The sequence below is a fragment of the Oceanobacillus aidingensis genome (assembly GCF_042654105.1).
GTDB lineage: Bacteria > Bacillota > Bacilli > Bacillales > Amphibacillaceae > Oceanobacillus > Oceanobacillus oncorhynchi.
Window position 1 is genome coordinate 1 of the sequence record NZ_JBHSFT010000020.1, and the last position, 16,096, is coordinate 16,096.

Genomic DNA, 16,096 nt, shown 5'->3' on the forward strand with positions numbered 1-16,096 from the left:
AATGGAGGTATATTCCTTGACTTACCTAATGTTTTTAATATTAATCAATGAAAATTAGAGAAAAACAGCGATATTTTAAGAAAATGAAAGTATATTGAGGGAGGATGGTAATCATGCAAGCGGAACATTTAACTAAAGAAGATATCACTTATTTTAAAAAAAGGCTTTTAGACATGAAAGAGGAAGCGGAAGCCCATATAGAAACAGATAATAATCAAGATGATGAACTTGCTTCCGTCAATAATCATCCGGCAGATTTAGGAACAGAGCAGTTTGAACAGCAGCGGGAGGCCGGGTTCAATCTAATGCGAAAAGAAGAGATTACAGAAATTGACGATGCGTTACAAAGAATAGAAGATGGCACATACGGAATCAGTGAAAAATCCGGAAAACCCATCCCTAAAGAAAGACTTGAGGTATTGCCTACTGCAAGCATTCTTGTGGAAGAAGCTTCCGACACAGAATAATTATCTGGGACTAAAAACAGAATAACAAACAAGCAGAGACTTATTTTATCCAAGTCTCTGCTTTTTTTTTGCATGTAACCTTCAGCGGAAAGTTTCTTTACAGCTCCCGGCTGAAGGAATTTCACTTTATATAAATCTGGTCCGCTGCTGCTGAATCCAGCTTTGCATTCTATTAAATAACGGGATAAACAAAATCGCGATAATAATTCCTTTAATAAAATTGAACGGAAGCACCCCGCCGATAACGGTAACCCACTTCACTTGCTCAGACATTTCCCAGCCCATAAACCAGCCGTACGCCGGTAAAATGAAGTAATAGTTGAGTACGCTCATGCCAACCGCCATGATAACGGTACCCGCTGCAAGCCCTGTAATAAGACCTTTTAAGCCTTTGACCCGATGATAAATGAGTGATACTGGCAATACAATCATAACCCCTGCCACAAAATTAGATAACACGCCAATCGGCTCTCCAGAACCAGATACAGCCAGATATAACAAGTTTTTAAATCCTACGACAAGCACTCCGGCCAACGGTGAGAATATCAACGATGCGATTAACGCTGGAACATCACTGAAATCGACCTTTAAATATGGTGTTGGTAAAAATGGCAACGGAAAATTGATAAAAAATAACACGAGTGAAATAGTACTTAATAATGCTATAATAATTAACTTTAACAGCTGATTTTTCTTCTTTTTTTGCATCAGTCTGCCTCCTCCATCATTTTTCCGATTCCAACTCGTGATGAAGGTTCGATGCTATTCTTTATTTTGTGTATAACCCAGAAAAGCGGTATCTCTTTACTAAACATTATCATGCCTATCCCGCTAAAAAAACCCTAAAGCTTTTGAGGCTTTAGGGTTCTGTGTCATCGCTAAATAAATACGCAAAAACATACACGTATAGTGAATAAAATAAGCTCGACATCTTCTCCCATCCAGACTATCACTGTCGGTTCTGGAATTTCACCAGATCAACTGTAACGTTATACAGTTCGCGGACTATTTCCGCCGGTCGGGAATTACACCCTGCCCCGAAGATTGGAATCGAATATTTAATTTAGGTATAGTATACCATATAAAACGCATTTGACAAGAGAAAAATTTTTAATTCAATATATCTTCACATTATCCATTTTTCTCATCATATAATGGGTTTAAATTTTCTTTTCCTGTCATATTTTCAAGCATCGTTACTAATAATTCAATTTCCATTTCCATATCTTTTTTACTTACTGTTTCTACAGGTGAATGCATATACCTGAGCGGCAGGGACACCAGCGCTACTGGCACACCTTTGCCTGTATAGCGCATTTTATCTGCATCTGTACTTGTCGCCTTAGGTGTTAACTCATATTGTAAAGGTATGTCTTTTTCCTTCGCTGCTTTTTTCAGCCACTGATTGATTTTACGGTGAATTGGAGCGCCTTTAGCTAAAACCGGACCGCCTTCTAACTCAACTTCCACTTGCTTTTTCGTATTCACATTAGGGTGGTCCGTTGCAAAGGTTACATCCATAGCGATGGCAAAATCCGGCTCTATACCAGCAGCGGCAAAATACGCCCCTCCCATATTTGTTTCTTCATTGACCGTACTTGCGCCATAAACACCAATGGACAAACCTTTTTCAGAGAGCCTGCGAATTACCTCCGCAACCATAAAAGCTCCGGTACGATTATCCAATCCTCTCGCTGAAATATAACGGTCCTGTAATATTTCCGGCTCCGTTTTGAACACACAGAGATCGCCAACCTGCACCTTCCTGAGCGCTTCTCCCTTTGATTGAAAGCCGCAATCAATGTATAAGTCCTGTACATCAAAATCACCCTTTATTCCGCCGAGATGCTGCGCATTTACCCCAACAACACCTGTAAAGGTTTCCTGATAGCCCAGCACCGTTACCCGCATCCCTACAGCTGCTTTTGGATTGACGCCACCCATTTTTTCAAAAAATAAAAAGCCTCGCTCATCGATGCGTTGAATCATTAAGCCAATTTCATCACAATGACCTGCTAAAAGTACTTTAAATGGAGCAGCCGGATTCAATACTGCAATTGCATTGCCGACATGATCTGTTCTGATTTCATCCGCAAACTCCTTAACATAGTGGATCCATTTCTTTTGAATTTCCATTTCCATACTTGATGGAGACGGGGTATGAAGTAAATCCATTAAAAAATCATATTGTTTATCTGCCATTTTATAGCCTCCTATCACCTATTCTTCCATCTAAAGTGATTTACCATTCACGCTTCATTTGAAGGAGGAAGATTTACAGAACCTCTCCATAATTAAGTAACAACTGTTTACCAAATTTACAGAAGAAGGTACACTTACTATATCAAATAATTGAAATGAGGGATATAGATGTCATTAAACGAATGGTATGACAAAGGACTTGATCCAGATGAATACATTGAAGCAATGGAAGTAAATAAAGAGGATTTATTATACATCTATGATAATTTTTCATTACCAGCTGATGAAGCCTTTTTTGAAGAAGTTAAAAATAAGAACTTAAGAGCCATTATTCTTACAGAAGATTGGTGTGGCGACGCGATGTTAAATATGCCGATTCTTCTTAAAATTTCAGAGGCTGTCAATATGCCTGTTAAAGCTTTGCTTCGGGACGATAATCTTGAATTAATGGATCAATACTTGACAAACGGAACAGCAAGATCAATTCCGATTATCATTTTTATTGATTCAGAAGGAAATGAGGCTGGCAAATGGGGACCGAGGGCGTCTAAAATTCAAGCTTATATAGATGAAGCACGTGCGCAGCTTCCTTCTAAGGATGCCGATGACTTTGAGGAAAAACAAAAACAAATGCATCGTTTTATCTCCAAATCTTATCGGGACGACCAAGATAATTGGTCCATTGTTTATGAAAGTATGAAAGAAACGTTGAAAGCAATATAATATTTTCTAAAAGCATCCATTCACCTGTGTAATGGATGTTTTTTTAAAGATGGGAGCGGATATTGTCTACTCCTGCGGGAAAAGCAACAGGTAGACCTGATCAGGAAGCGGTTTTCTTCCGAAGAGACTGAAGTGTTGCTTCGGAAAGCGACTTCCCGGAGCGGACATCTGCTCTCCTCTTTTTCATAAATGCTCCAGACAAAAACACTCCCCCTGGGCATGCAAGGCAGCTGCAAAAGAAAACGAATAATGACCCCTGCTCTCTGCACATACTAACCGATATAGATTGGAGGGCTCCCGATGAACGTACGTTTTTTCAGACTGCTTTATTACCGTATACCCAATATCCTGAAACTCCTGCTGCTTGTACTGATCGCGATGCCGTTCTTTGGATACCTTATTTATTTAATTGAACCGGAAACCTTCCCTTCATTAACAGATGGTATTTGGTGGGCGCTTGTCACCGGGGCGACTGTCGGCTATGGAGATTATGTGCCGGCAACATTAATCGGGAGATTACTTGCTGCATTTTTAATTTTAAGCGGCGGGGGGTTAATTGCATTCTATATTGCATCCTTATCTACGACCGTTATTAAACGTGAAAAAAAATCACAGGAAGGAAAGCTCGCTTTTCATGGAACAGACCATTATGTCTTTATCGGTTTTAATGAACGGACCCGTCAGCTTGTCCATTTAATCATCGAATATTACTACAATAAGAAAATCGTTATCATTGACCGGACATTGAATAACCTCTCTTACACCAAATTGCCAGTCCATTACATTAAAGGCAATGCAACAGAAGATGCCATCCTGCATATGGCCAATATCAAAGCAGCATCCTGTGTTTTTATTGCTGCAGATAATCAAAAATCAGATTATGAATCGGATACACATACTATACTGACTACGATTGCTGTTCGCGGAAATAACCCTGATATCCCTATCGTTTCCGAAATTCTCTCCAAGAAGCAGATTGATAATGCTGCCCGTGCAGGAGCAACAACGATTATCCGATCAAATGATTTTATGAGCAGCCTGTTTTTTCATGAATTGGATCCCGAGGTGCAATCGACACCGTTTGAAGATATTTATCACCTTCTCACCCAGCAAAAATTTGTTCATCGAGCTGTACCTTCTTCTTTAACAGGAAGAACCTATACAGAAGCAGTCACTTCTTTCTTGGAAAAAGAGATTCTAGTAATTGGCATTATTCGTGAAAAAGACTATATCCTTCATCCGGAGACAACATATATACTTGAAGAAAAAGATACCCTTATCTGTCTCAGCAAACGGCAGCATTGAAAGCATAATTGTTAGATTAGCCATTTCCTATAGATTGTGATATACTGTTTTATTGTTGAAAAAGTACGTGTTCAAAAGATGCAGAAAAAGATAACGGTTTTAATCAGCTGATTCTCAGCAAAAATTGATAAAAACCTCACCAAAATCTGGTTTTTCTTTTTCCATCCGCTTTGGATAGCTTATAAAAGGTATAAAAAGATATAGGAGATGTTTAATGTGACTGCAAACTTAGAAATTGGTCAAGTAATAGAAGGAAAAGTAACTGGTATCCAGCCTTATGGTGCATTTGTTGCAATTGATGGAGACACCCAGGGGTTAGTTCATATTTCTGAAATCATGCACGGATATGTAAAAGATATTAATGAACACTTGAATGTCGGTGATACAGTTAATGTGAAAGTCATTCAAATTGATGAAGAAAAAGGAAAAATTTCTTTATCTATCCGCGCTACCGAGGAAGCACCAAAAGAGACGGTGAAACAAGAGAATACCGCAAACAATTATGATTCTAATAATGACTCAAGCGGTTTTAATATTCTGAAGGACAAATTACAGGACTGGATTGACCAGACACAGAATAAGTAAGACAAAAATCGTCACCCAAGAGCGTTATCGCTCTTGGGTGATTTTCATATTCTGTTACCTCTGTTCTTCGGACTTTGTTTCTCTTCTAAACAGCCTATTATTATCCTCTTTTTTAAGAACATCCCGTTATTTTCAACCTTTTTTCCAGAACGTTATTTTCCTTTTGGGCACCCCCCCTTTCAGACCCTTAGCCTTGATTTCATCACATTAATAGATTAAAGTAGAATAAGATATGGAATCAATTTTTAAGGGGGAAATCTAAATGACACATGTTACGTTTAAATATGATAAAGCACTTTCATTTTTTGGCAAAGAAGAGATTAAAAACTTGTCTCCATTTGTATTGCGTGCGCACCAGATGATTCATGAAAAAATTGGTGCAGGTAATGACTTTTTAGGCTGGGTGGATCTACCTAAAAACTATGATCAGGAAGAATATGCACGCATCAAGAAAAGTGCAGAAAAAATTAAAAATGACTCTGATATCCTGCTTGTTATCGGTATCGGCGGTTCTTATCTTGGAGCGAAAGCAGCGTTAGAAATGCTCAACCACTCCTTCCAAAATCTGCTTTCCTCAGAAGAGCGAAAAGCACCTCAACTTATTTTTGTTGGCCACCACCTAAGCTCTACTTATATGAGTGAACTGACAGATATACTGAAAGATAAAGATTTCTCTATTAATGTTATTTCTAAAAGTGGAACAACTACAGAGCCTGCCATTGCTTTCCGTATCTTTAAAAAGCTGCTGGAAGAAAAATATGGTCAAGAAGAGGCTAAAAAACGTATCTATGCAACAACCGACCGCAAACGCGGCGCATTAAAAACTACAGCTGATGAAAACGGTTATGAAACATTCGTTATTCCTGATGATGTCGGCGGACGTTATTCTGTATTAACTGCAGTAGGTCTATTACCGATTGCAGCAAGCAACATTGATATAGATGCTATGATGAAAGGGGCACAAACTGCCATGGAAGACCTGGCTGTTCCTGACGTCTATCGCAACCCGGCATATCAATATGCAACCGTGCGTAACATTCTGTATCAAAAAGGAAAAGTAACTGAGTTGCTCATTAATTATGAGCCGGCGCTTCAATATTTTTCTGAATGGTGGAAACAGCTGTTTGGTGAAAGTGAAGGGAAAGATCAAAAAGGTATCTACCCGTCATCTGCCAACTTCTCTACAGACTTACACTCCCTTGGACAATATATCCAAGAAGGAAGAAGAAATATTTTCGAAACCATCCTTCATGTGAATGAGCCTAAGAAGAATTTGAAGGTAGAAGAAGAAGAAAATGATTTGGATGGCTTAAATTATCTGGCTGGCAAAAGTATTCATGAAATTAACGATAAAGCATTCCAAGGAACCTTATTAGCACATACAGATGGTGATGTTCCAAACCTGATTATCGAGGTTCCAAAACTGGATGCATATACTTTCGGCTATTTAGTATACTTCTTTGAAAAAGCATGTGCTGTCAGCGGGTATCTGCTTGGTGTTAATCCATTCGATCAGCCTGGTGTAGAAGCATATAAGAAAAATATGTTTGCCCTGCTTGGTAAAGCTGGTTTTGAAGCAGAAAAAGAAGAACTTGAGAAGAGATTGTAAAAAATAGAAAACCTTTCTTTTATGGAGAGAATCCATAAAAGAAAGGTTTTCTGCATTTGTGAGCACCGTTAAATAAGCAATCTTTAATAAAAATAAATTTAATAAACTTTTTTAAAAGTTTTTGGTTTATTTTTATTAACAGCGGGTATTACTATAATTGTAAGGCTTTCTCGTATTCCCCCTGTAGGCAGAGCGTATTCACGCTTTGCTTTTTTTTGTCCTAAAATGAATAACTGCAAGTTTCTGGTCAGCTTTCTATCTTTCTGAGGAATCTTTGTTATAATAGAAAAATGAAATCATGTAAGGAGGCAAACGAAGAATGAGTATTTTTGAAGAGGTACATGACCGTAAGCAAACCAAATCAATGAAATGGGATATGCTTCAAAAAAGATTCCAGTCGGAAGATGTTATCCCAATGTGGGTAGCAGATATGGACTTTAAAGCCCCGGAAGCTGTGAATCAGGCGCTTATTAAACGTGCAGAGCACGGAATTTACGGATATACAGTAATCGATGAAGATGTCACATCTTCTATTACAGATTGGGTTAAAAACCGGCACGGATGGGATATCCAAGCGGACTGGCTTAACTACAGTCCTGGCGTGATCAATACGCTACATATGGCATTGCAGGCATTCACTGAACCCGGCGATAAGATTATGATTCAAACACCTGTGTACACACCCTTTTATAATATTATAAAGGTGTTGGACCGTGAGGTTGTAAAGAATCCATTAATTCAACAAGATGACTATTACACCATAGATTTTGAGGATATGGAAAAGAAACTAGCAAGCGGTGTGAAGGCATTTATTTTATGTTCACCTCATAATCCGGTAGGGCGTGTCTGGACAGAGGAAGAGCTTCGAAAAATGGCAGAGCTGTGTTTACAATATGATGCGATGATTTTCTCTGATGAAATTCATGCTGATTTAGTTTTCAAAGGACATAAACATCTGCCAATTGCCAGTTTATCAGAAGAAATTGCTGATAAAACCATTACTTGCATGGCTCCCTCTAAAACTTTTAATTTAGCAGGCTTGCAAGCTTCCTATGCCGTGACGCCAAACAAGCAAAACAAACAAAAATTAGAAAAAGCATTTCTCCGTCAAGGTTTAAATAACTCTTTAAACGGAATGGCTATTACAGCTATGGAAGCAGCCTACCGTCATGGCGGGCCTTGGCTGGAAGAACTGCTCGAAGTTGTTGAAAGCCATACAGCATATATTAAAGAAATGTTTGCCGCTCATGCACCTGAACTAAAAGTAATCAAGTCGGAAGGAACCTACCTTGTCTGGGTAGATTGCTCCCAGCTGAATATGGATAAAAAAGAATTAAACCGATTCATGATTGATAAAGGACGAGTCGGCTTAAATCCTGGTCAGGACTATGGAGATGAAGGGGACGCTTTTATGCGTATTAATGTTGCATGCCCCCGGGCAACCATTGAAGAAGGCGTACAACGAATTATTCATGCAGTCGAGGCATGGAGAGCATCTACTAATTAATTAGAAAAGAGTAAAAACTGCATTCATCCTTGGGAGAATGCAGTTTTTATTATCATGAAATCAGACATTATTATATTTCACAGCCAAATGCAATTACATCTTTAGCCGTTTTCTTCGTTTTTCTGTTTATCATTATTTTCCGTCGGATCAGTCGGTGCGTCCTGCTCTTCCCCGCTTTGAGAATCTCCGCTGATTACTCCGCAAACGATACGGTCTCCTGAATTACCTGCCGGCTGGCTCATCCCATCATCTACCCCATCATGAATAATTAAAGAAGTTCCGTTATCTGCCGTCAGGCTATTTTTTCCTTTTTTTAATGTTGCCTCATTAATAATCAGCTCTTCTTGAACAGCCCCGTCCGCATCTGCTTCAATATTCGGGAGATCACCGACGTGCGGTCCATCTGTTTGCATCAGACCATGGTCTTTCCCATCCGGGTTAAAATGATTTCCGCTGGAAGAAAAATCAGGCTCCTCACATTTTCCGTATTCATGAACATGTATTGCATGAAAACCAGGACTTAAACCTTCTACTTCCACATTTACAGAAACACTGCCATCGGTTTCATTTAATCTGGCTGTTCCTACACGATCTCCATCCGCATTATACATCTCCAGCGTTTCTGAGTTTTCATGCGGCAGCAAGCATCCTGATAAAAAAAATAACATCATTAGAGAGAGCATCCATAACTTTTTATTCCGTCGTCGCATCGATAAGCTCCTTTACCTTTTTTTATAGTTTAGGCAAAGAAGTAATTTTTAATCAAAAAACTCCTCAAATCTTATTGATTAGAGGAGGTATTTGTCACATTATTATTTTTTTGCGTTTGCTGTAAAACATCCTGGTACTCCTGCTCAAAACGTTCCTGATCTTTTTTCGACTTTTTCATCATCCACCGCATCACTGTGACGGCCAATGCGATAAAAATAATTAGTGATATCACTGCAGGAATATACTCCATTTTATCTTCCGGGAAATAAAGAAATGGCATCATAAAGCTATTCACACCTTTCTGAAGACAATTATATCAAATATTCGATGCATGTAAATATGAGCATTTTTGAAAACCATATGTATATACATAAAAGCGCCCTGAAATCAGGACGCTTTTATGCATCATGTAAAATTATTCACCTAAATGTTCTTTAATTACGTCAGCGATACCGTTTAAAGCATCCGCTTCGTCTTTTCCGTCTGCTCTTACTTCAATTTCAGCACCTTTTGGAATTCCTAAAGACATTACACCCATGATGGATTTAAGGTTAACATTTTTACCTTTGTAGCTCACTTCAATTTCTGAATCAAATTGACCAGCTTTATTTACTAACAAAGTAGCCGGACGTGCGTGTACTCCAGTTTCTGCAGTGATTGTAAAAGTTTGCGATTTCATTATATACAACATCCTTTCTTTTTTTGAAAACCTGTATCGTTTATGTACCAAATTAATTAATTCACATAAACCTATGTTCTATTATATACAAAAATCACGAAATATGAAATACATAACTGCTTTTTTTATGAAATAAAGAATCGGATACGCTTTCATTTTGAATTCACACTTAGTTTAGAAACAACTATACATACACAGCTTTGTGTTCCAATCTTTGAATTTTTCTGCTTTTTATTTTGAAAATGGATTCATTTGTTTTTCAAAAATCTTTATGATACCTTTAATTTAAAGACGGAAACTAATAATGGAGGGATATGAAAATGAGTGTACATATCGGAGCAAAGCAGGGAGAAATAGCAGATAAAATCTTATTGCCGGGCGATCCGTTGCGGGCAAAATACATCGCAGAAAATTATTTAGAGGATGCTGTATTATATAATGAAGTCAGAGGCATGTACGGGTATACCGGCACTTACAAAGGAGAGCGTGTTTCTGTACAGGGAACCGGCATGGGTGTCCCTTCTATCTCCATCTATGTGAATGAGCTGATTCAAAGTTATGATGTCAAAAAACTGATTCGCGTCGGCACATGCGGTGCAATTCAAAAAGATGTCAAGGTCCGTGATGTAATCCTGGCACAGGGAGCCACAACAGACTCGCAAATAAATCAGCTTATTTTTAACGGCATTGATTATGCGCCAATTTCTGACTTTGAATTATTAAAAAATGCTTATGATGCCGGAACAGAAAAAGGATTACAGCTCCGTGTCGGAAATGTATTTACAAGCGATACCTTCTATCGTGATAATGCCAAAGAAGTAAATGAATTACTTGCCAAATATCAAGTGCTTGCCATTGAAATGGAATCTACTGCATTATATACCCTGGCTGCGAAATACGGACGTCAGGCATTATCCATTCTTACTGTTTCTGATCATATCATCACCGGCGAAGAAACAACAGCAGAAGAGCGTCAAACCACATTCCATGAAATGATGGAAATAGCATTAGACACGATTATTCAATAAAACGAAACTTCATTCAGCGGGAGTTTCACAGACGATTCTCCGTGATAAATTATTACAGAGAAGGCTCAAGCACTTCCAGGAATACACTTTTCTAATCTGCAAAACCGCATATTCCTGATAGCACCTGAGCCTTCCTTTTATTCCGGTACAAACTATGGTAAAATATTTAGAAAACTTGATTGTCACCAAGCCTGTAGGTGACAACCTTAGCTACACTTATGCAGTAAGAAAGTATATACTTTTTTAACTGCCAAAAATTGATGCGTTACTTAGGAAGGAAGTTCCCTCATCCATGACTTTATTAACGAATTTCCCATTATGGGCTGCACTCATTGCGATTGTGTTCGCTCAAGTTATAAAGATACCAATTAAACTGATTTTCACCAAAGAATTTCAGCCTGGACTTGCTTTCAGTACAGGGGGAATGCCCAGCAGCCATTCTGCAGCAGTGACATCGTTAGCTACTGCTGTCGGCATTGCAGAAGGTGTATCATCAAGTGTATTTGCGCTTGCTTGTATATTCAGTGTCATTACCATGTTTGATGCTTCCGGGGTCCGCAGGCAGGCTGGTGAACAGGCAATTGTGATTAATCAGCTCGTCCGTGATTTTCAATTGATTACCTCCAGCGCCAAAGACTGGAGCAAAAAGAAAGAAAATGAAAAAATACAAGAACTGAAAGAATTACTCGGGCACCAGCCGATTGAAGTATTTTTTGGCGCCATCACAGGAATTATTATTGCCTTTTCTCTTGCACCGTTTTTTTCTTATTAATCCATAAGAACCAAAAGACCAATGCTCCTGCTGGGAGCATTGGTCTTTTCTTTTATGTAATCCCATTTCTCTGTTAAAACATTTGATAGCCGCTTTTCCTTAAAAACCGGATAACCAAACCAGATACAATCGTTCCAATAAAACCAGATAATAAAATCACAATATCAGCAATTGTTAAAGCAACAATTCGTTCTCCAAGCGCCGAAAAAGATTCCCCCGGACTTGTGAAATAGCTGAAAAAAGAAACATTATCTATAATAAAAATCATTAGAATCGGATATAAGCACGCCATCAGCCATGTTTTTCTTAATAACATATTTAATATAAATGCAATTCCAAAAAAGATAACAAAATATAATACAACAGAAACAACAAGTTGAACCATTCTCTTCCCTCCGTCCTTTCTAAGGATGCATACAAAGCACATTTTATCTTAAAATGACAAAAAAGCAAAGCAGCATCTGCCAACCTTTGCTTTTTTGTCACTATATTTCTATCTATTATTATTTATAATAAATGAAAGTTTCCTTTTTTCAGTAATAATTGCCATCCGCCTAATTGAAATAAATAATGATTATCGTAAATTCGTTTGACTAATACAGCTCGCCACCCAAACACCTTTCGATTCTTTATGACCGCCACTCCGTCTTCTTGACCTAAAGTGGCGAGCATTCCTTGTTTAACCGGCTGACAAGCAGTAAGTTCTTTATTCCGTAACCTGGAAGAAACATTTTTTGCGACTACAGCGGCTTCCTCGATAGCTTTTTTTGCAGTTGGAAGGACTTCCTCCCCATGTTCATCTGCTGTATATGCACATTCTCCAACGACAAATATGGAATCATCTTTTGTAGAAAGCATATTGGGATCCACTTCAATTTTTTTATTTTTCAAAGCCAGTCCGGCTTTTTCAAATGCAGGATTGGCCTGTACCCCGCCAGTCCAAATAAATGTATGTGTACAAATTTTATGATTTTTCCCTTCTGTTTCATAAATAATTTTATTATCCTGACATTCCTTCAGTTTAGCTTGATGGATAATCTCTACTCCTCTGGATTGTAGAGACGTAGCTGCGTAATGTGCCAGTTTCTCATCGAACCCTGGCAGAAGAGATTTACTTTCCTCCAGTATGGAAATATGCACCTGCGTTTTCTCAATGTCAAATTCTCTGCATATCTCTGGTATTTGATTAATCAGTTCCCCTGCAAATTCAACACCTAGAATTCCACCGCCGCCAATAACAATACTTAACTTGCTCTCATCCTTCTTTTCAGCATTCGCATAACTGGCAAAATTATATTCGATATGCTCACGGACAAAACGGGCGCTGTTGATATCCGTGATAGAATAAGCATGTTCATCCAGTCCCGGAATTCCTTCAGCCCTCGGCTCAAAGCCAAGACCGATAACAAGTAAATCATAGTGTAATTCCTTATTTTTAAGCTTGATTTTTTTAGAATTTCTTTTGATAGAAACAACTTCATCTATAATAAAATTTATTTTAGAACGATTAATAATTTCTTTGATTTTTATTTTGGAGCGATCTTGATGCCGTGTACCAGCAGCATTTTCATGCAGACAGCTTGCTTGAAAATGATAGTCATATTTATGAACCAGCGTTATCTCTGCTTCATTCTTTCCAAGCTGTTTCTGAAGCTTAACTGCCGTCATTATACCTCCATAACCCGCCCCTAATATTACAATATGCGGTTTAATCATGGTTTTTCACTACTCCTATTAATTTTGTAATTTATCACTAAAATGCGAAACAAAACGCATTTTGTCATATAAATAACTTCGTTTTGTAATCAAACTGTAATAATACTAACTTATCTTAAATGCTTTAATCAAAAATAGCAAGCTTTAAAACCTCTTTTTTATCTATACCTATGAAGAAAGCATTTAGACATGCTACTATCTAAATGAAAATTTCTTCCCTTTTGAAACGATATAATTCAAACTAAAACAAGTTTGTGATACCATAGGATAGGTAAACGTCTAGAAAGAAAAGAGGTATTGTATGGAGAAAGTTTTTGATGTAACAATCATTGGAGCTGGACCCACTGGCTTATTCACAGCCTTTTACGGCGGCATGCGTCAAGCTAGTGTTAAGATAATTGAAAGCCTGCCTCATATTGGAGGACAGTTAACAGCACTATATCCAGAGAAATATATATACGATGTTGCAGGATTTCCAAAAGTCCGTGCGCAGGAGCTTGTTGACCAGCTGGAAGAACAAGCCAATTTATTCGATCCTGAAATTGTACTTGGACAAGCCATTGAGACAGTGGAACGATTAGAAGATGACAGCTTTCGTCTTGTGTCAAACACCGGGGAAGTTCATTTGACAAAAACAATGATTATCACGGCCGGCAATGGGGCTTTTCAGCCTAGAAGATTAAACGTAGGAGACAGCGAAGCCTACGAAAATACGAACTTACACTATTATGTGACGGATATGAATAAATACAAGGACAAGCATGTTGCTATTCTAGGTGGCGGAGATTCAGCTGTAGACTGGGCCTTGATGCTTGAAAAAGTTGCTTCTAAAGTGACATTGATTCATCGCAGAGACCAATTCCGAGCTCATGAGCATAGTGTAGAGCAATTAGAGGCCTCTGCTGTAGAAAAGCTGACGCCATATGCTCCAACAGCCATTGTAGCAAATAAGAAGATTGAAAAGCTTATTTTACAAAAGATAAAAGAAGAAGAATTGATTGAATTAGAAGTCGATGATGTTATTTGTAACTATGGATTCATCTCCAGTCTCGGGCCAATTAAAAACTGGGGATTAGAAATTGAAAAAAATAGTATCGTTGTAAATTCTAAAATGGAGACAAATATTCCTGGTATATACGCCGCTGGAGATATTTGTACGTATGACGGAAAAGTTAAATTGATTGCAACAGGATTTGGTGAAGGGCCGACAGCAATCAATAATGCTAAAAATTACATCGATCCCAAAGCAAGAATTCAACCGAAACACTCAACAGCAATGTTTTAAAAAGGGGAATACATGATGGAAAAATCGTTTGAATGAGAATTTTCTCTGCTTCAGACGATTTTCTTTTTTTATACAGTTCACTTCATTAAATCCTGGGGATAAAAGAGCTTGAACACCACATTGTTTAGTTTGAGGATCTTGGAGATGTTTTTAGTAGAAATTTAGATAAAAGATTTAAAAGAAAGATTGGCAGTATTTCTCTGCCAATCTTTCTTTATTAACAATCGCCAGGTGCACCGGCATTTTGTGCAGTGCGGAAGGAAGAGCCGCATCCGCAGGAAATAATTGCGTTCGGATTATCAATGCTGAACCCGCCGCCCATCATGTTTTCTTTATAATCTATCTTGGTACCTTCAATAATTGGAATATCCTGGTTAAAAAAGACGATTGGAATACCGTTAATGGTTTCAATAATATCCAATTCCTCATTTACTTCATCAGCAAAACCTAAGGAGTAGGATAAGCCGCTGCAGCCGCCGCCTTTCACGCCAAAACGAAGCATCGCCTGGTCTGATTCCTCTCTCATCATTTCTTTAATCTGTGCACTTGCACGATCAGTCAGTTCAATAATCATCTTCTGAACCTCCTTTTTTCCTTGTATATCCTATATGTTTAGTATACACCTGAACTTGTCAGAATCAAGTAATTCATTTTAAGCATAAAAAATTCCCGTTGCGATGGTTTCTGCTCCGCCGGTCATCCAGATATGATCATCTTTTCTCCATTCAATGATTAAATCTCCGCCGGCTAAATGAACAACAATCTTTTTACCTTTGGTTACTTTTTTATTTAACGTTGCTGCAACGACAGCCGCACAGGCTCCTGTTCCGCATGCTTCTGTCACGCCGGAGCCGCGTTCCCAGACACGGAAATGTATTTCCTCATCCGACACAACCTCAATAAACTCTGTATTAACCCCTTCAGGGAAGCGTTCATCCTTTTCAATAACCGGTCCCAGCGTTGTCAGCGGCGCGTCATCAATCGCATCCACCATCGTTATCACATGCGGATTTCCCATGGAAACCGCAGTGACATGCAGTGTCTTATCTGCAACCTCGAACGGCTCATTTATAACAGTTGTTCCTGCTTCTCCAAGCATCGGAATCTGTTCTCTTTGTAATATCGGAGCTCCCATATCAATGGTTACTTCGTTGACTTTCTGCTCGTCATTCTCTTTCACAGTAGCTCGAACAATATTAGCTTTTGTCTGTATCGTAAATTCTTTTTTATCCACAATTCCTGTTTCATAAGCATATTTAGCTGTACAGCGCAATCCATTCCCGCAATTCATTCCCTCTGAACCGTCCTTATTAAAGATACGCATACCTACATCTGCTTTTTCTGCCGGATGAATCAAAATCATTCCATCCGAACCAATGCCCGTATTCTGATTTGACATGTTGATAGCTAATTCAGACAGCCGGTTCTCTGGCAGCTCTGTTTGAAAAAGATCAATATAGATATAATTATTTCCCAGCCCATGCATCTTCGTAAAAGGTATTTTCAT

At 38.4% G+C, this 16,096-nt stretch carries 18 protein-coding genes and 1 riboswitch; of the genes, 9 read left to right on the plus strand and 9 right to left on the minus strand.

Annotated elements, in window-relative coordinates:
• Positions 1 to 113 precede the first annotated feature (113 nt).
• On the plus strand, positions 114 to 467 hold the full coding sequence (locus ACFO3P_RS13140; RefSeq protein ID WP_042530682.1) for a TraR/DksA C4-type zinc finger protein: 354 nt from the start codon (positions 114 to 116) through the stop codon (positions 465 to 467).
• 126 nt (positions 468 to 593) lie between these two features.
• Here the strand turns inward: ACFO3P_RS13140 and ACFO3P_RS13145 are convergent, their stop codons facing one another.
• Together ACFO3P_RS13145 and ACFO3P_RS13150 are read right to left on the minus strand one after the other, a co-directional pair.
• Complete coding sequence (locus ACFO3P_RS13145; RefSeq protein ID WP_042530680.1) at positions 594 to 1,175, minus strand: ECF transporter S component; 582 nt, start codon at positions 1,173 to 1,175, stop codon at positions 594 to 596.
• Positions 1,176 to 1,392: 217 nt separating this feature from the next.
• A riboswitch (FMN riboswitch) is annotated at positions 1,393 to 1,516 on the minus strand.
• 82 nt (positions 1,517 to 1,598) lie between these two features.
• Positions 1,599 to 2,669 carry a M20/M25/M40 family metallo-hydrolase gene (locus ACFO3P_RS13150; RefSeq protein WP_042530679.1) on the minus strand — a complete coding sequence of 357 codons (1,071 nt, stop codon included), beginning with the start codon at positions 2,667 to 2,669 and terminating at the stop codon, positions 1,599 to 1,601.
• Positions 2,670 to 2,837: 168 nt separating this feature from the next.
• Here ACFO3P_RS13150 and ACFO3P_RS13155 point away from each other — a divergent pair, with 168 nt between their 5' ends.
• From ACFO3P_RS13155 to ACFO3P_RS13175, 5 genes are all read left to right on the plus strand, one after another.
• Positions 2,838 to 3,392: a thioredoxin family protein gene (locus ACFO3P_RS13155; protein ID WP_193065514.1), complete on the plus strand. Its 555-nt coding sequence runs from the start codon at positions 2,838 to 2,840 to the stop codon at positions 3,390 to 3,392.
• A gap of 300 nt (positions 3,393 to 3,692) precedes the next feature.
• Positions 3,693 to 4,697 (plus strand): potassium channel family protein, encoded by a 1,005-nt coding sequence (locus ACFO3P_RS13160; protein ID WP_042530675.1) that lies wholly within the window; start codon positions 3,693 to 3,695, stop codon positions 4,695 to 4,697.
• Between the two features lie 216 nt (positions 4,698 to 4,913).
• Complete coding sequence (yugI, locus tag ACFO3P_RS13165) at positions 4,914 to 5,282, plus strand: S1 domain-containing post-transcriptional regulator GSP13 (protein ID WP_193065515.1); 369 nt, start codon at positions 4,914 to 4,916, stop codon at positions 5,280 to 5,282.
• 262 nt (positions 5,283 to 5,544) lie between these two features.
• On the plus strand, positions 5,545 to 6,891 hold the full coding sequence (locus tag ACFO3P_RS13170; protein WP_193065516.1) for a glucose-6-phosphate isomerase: 1,347 nt from the start codon (positions 5,545 to 5,547) through the stop codon (positions 6,889 to 6,891).
• Positions 6,892 to 7,210: 319 nt separating this feature from the next.
• Positions 7,211 to 8,398, plus strand: a complete 1,188-nt coding sequence (locus ACFO3P_RS13175) for a MalY/PatB family protein (RefSeq protein WP_193065517.1) — start codon at positions 7,211 to 7,213, stop codon at positions 8,396 to 8,398.
• A 101-nt stretch (positions 8,399 to 8,499) separates the two neighbouring features.
• Here the strand turns inward: ACFO3P_RS13175 and ACFO3P_RS13180 are convergent, their stop codons facing one another.
• From ACFO3P_RS13180 to ACFO3P_RS13190, 3 genes are all read right to left on the minus strand, one after another.
• Positions 8,500 to 9,069, minus strand: coding sequence for a superoxide dismutase family protein (locus ACFO3P_RS13180; RefSeq protein ID WP_289584329.1), 570 nt, complete (start codon positions 9,067 to 9,069; stop codon positions 8,500 to 8,502).
• 110 nt (positions 9,070 to 9,179) lie between these two features.
• Positions 9,180 to 9,392 carry a hypothetical protein gene (locus tag ACFO3P_RS13185; RefSeq protein ID WP_042530667.1) on the minus strand — a complete coding sequence of 71 codons (213 nt, stop codon included), beginning with the start codon at positions 9,390 to 9,392 and terminating at the stop codon, positions 9,180 to 9,182.
• A gap of 132 nt (positions 9,393 to 9,524) precedes the next feature.
• Complete coding sequence (locus ACFO3P_RS13190; protein ID WP_193063668.1) at positions 9,525 to 9,788, minus strand: phosphocarrier protein HPr; 264 nt, start codon at positions 9,786 to 9,788, stop codon at positions 9,525 to 9,527.
• A gap of 320 nt (positions 9,789 to 10,108) precedes the next feature.
• On the opposite strand from ACFO3P_RS13190, the gene deoD reads away from it, so the two are divergent.
• Together deoD and ACFO3P_RS13200 are read left to right on the plus strand one after the other, a co-directional pair.
• Positions 10,109 to 10,816, plus strand: a complete 708-nt coding sequence (deoD, locus tag ACFO3P_RS13195; RefSeq protein ID WP_042530663.1) for a purine-nucleoside phosphorylase — start codon at positions 10,109 to 10,111, stop codon at positions 10,814 to 10,816.
• A 292-nt stretch (positions 10,817 to 11,108) separates the two neighbouring features.
• Positions 11,109 to 11,588 (plus strand): divergent PAP2 family protein, encoded by a 480-nt coding sequence (locus ACFO3P_RS13200; RefSeq protein ID WP_042530661.1) that lies wholly within the window; start codon positions 11,109 to 11,111, stop codon positions 11,586 to 11,588.
• Between the two features lie 73 nt (positions 11,589 to 11,661).
• On the opposite strand, the gene ACFO3P_RS13205 is transcribed toward ACFO3P_RS13200, so the two are convergent.
• On the minus strand, positions 11,662 to 11,973 hold the full coding sequence (locus ACFO3P_RS13205; RefSeq protein ID WP_042530659.1) for a YuiB family protein: 312 nt from the start codon (positions 11,971 to 11,973) through the stop codon (positions 11,662 to 11,664).
• 122 nt (positions 11,974 to 12,095) lie between these two features.
• The gene (locus tag ACFO3P_RS13210) at positions 12,096 to 13,304 is read right to left on the minus strand and encodes an NAD(P)/FAD-dependent oxidoreductase (protein ID WP_193063667.1); all 1,209 of its coding nucleotides are present in this window, start codon (positions 13,302 to 13,304) and stop codon (positions 12,096 to 12,098) included.
• Positions 13,305 to 13,605: 301 nt separating this feature from the next.
• Between ACFO3P_RS13210 and ACFO3P_RS13215 the strand changes: the two genes are divergently transcribed.
• Positions 13,606 to 14,589, plus strand: a complete 984-nt coding sequence (locus tag ACFO3P_RS13215; protein WP_042530654.1) for an NAD(P)/FAD-dependent oxidoreductase — start codon at positions 13,606 to 13,608, stop codon at positions 14,587 to 14,589.
• 217 nt (positions 14,590 to 14,806) lie between these two features.
• Here ACFO3P_RS13215 and ACFO3P_RS13220 read toward each other — a convergent pair whose 3' ends face one another.
• Together ACFO3P_RS13220 and dapF are read right to left on the minus strand one after the other, a co-directional pair.
• Positions 14,807 to 15,163: a HesB/IscA family protein gene (locus ACFO3P_RS13220; protein ID WP_193063666.1), complete on the minus strand. Its 357-nt coding sequence runs from the start codon at positions 15,161 to 15,163 to the stop codon at positions 14,807 to 14,809.
• Between the two features lie 78 nt (positions 15,164 to 15,241).
• The gene (gene dapF, locus ACFO3P_RS13225) at positions 15,242 to 16,096 is read right to left on the minus strand and encodes a diaminopimelate epimerase (protein WP_193063665.1); all 855 of its coding nucleotides are present in this window, start codon (positions 16,094 to 16,096) and stop codon (positions 15,242 to 15,244) included.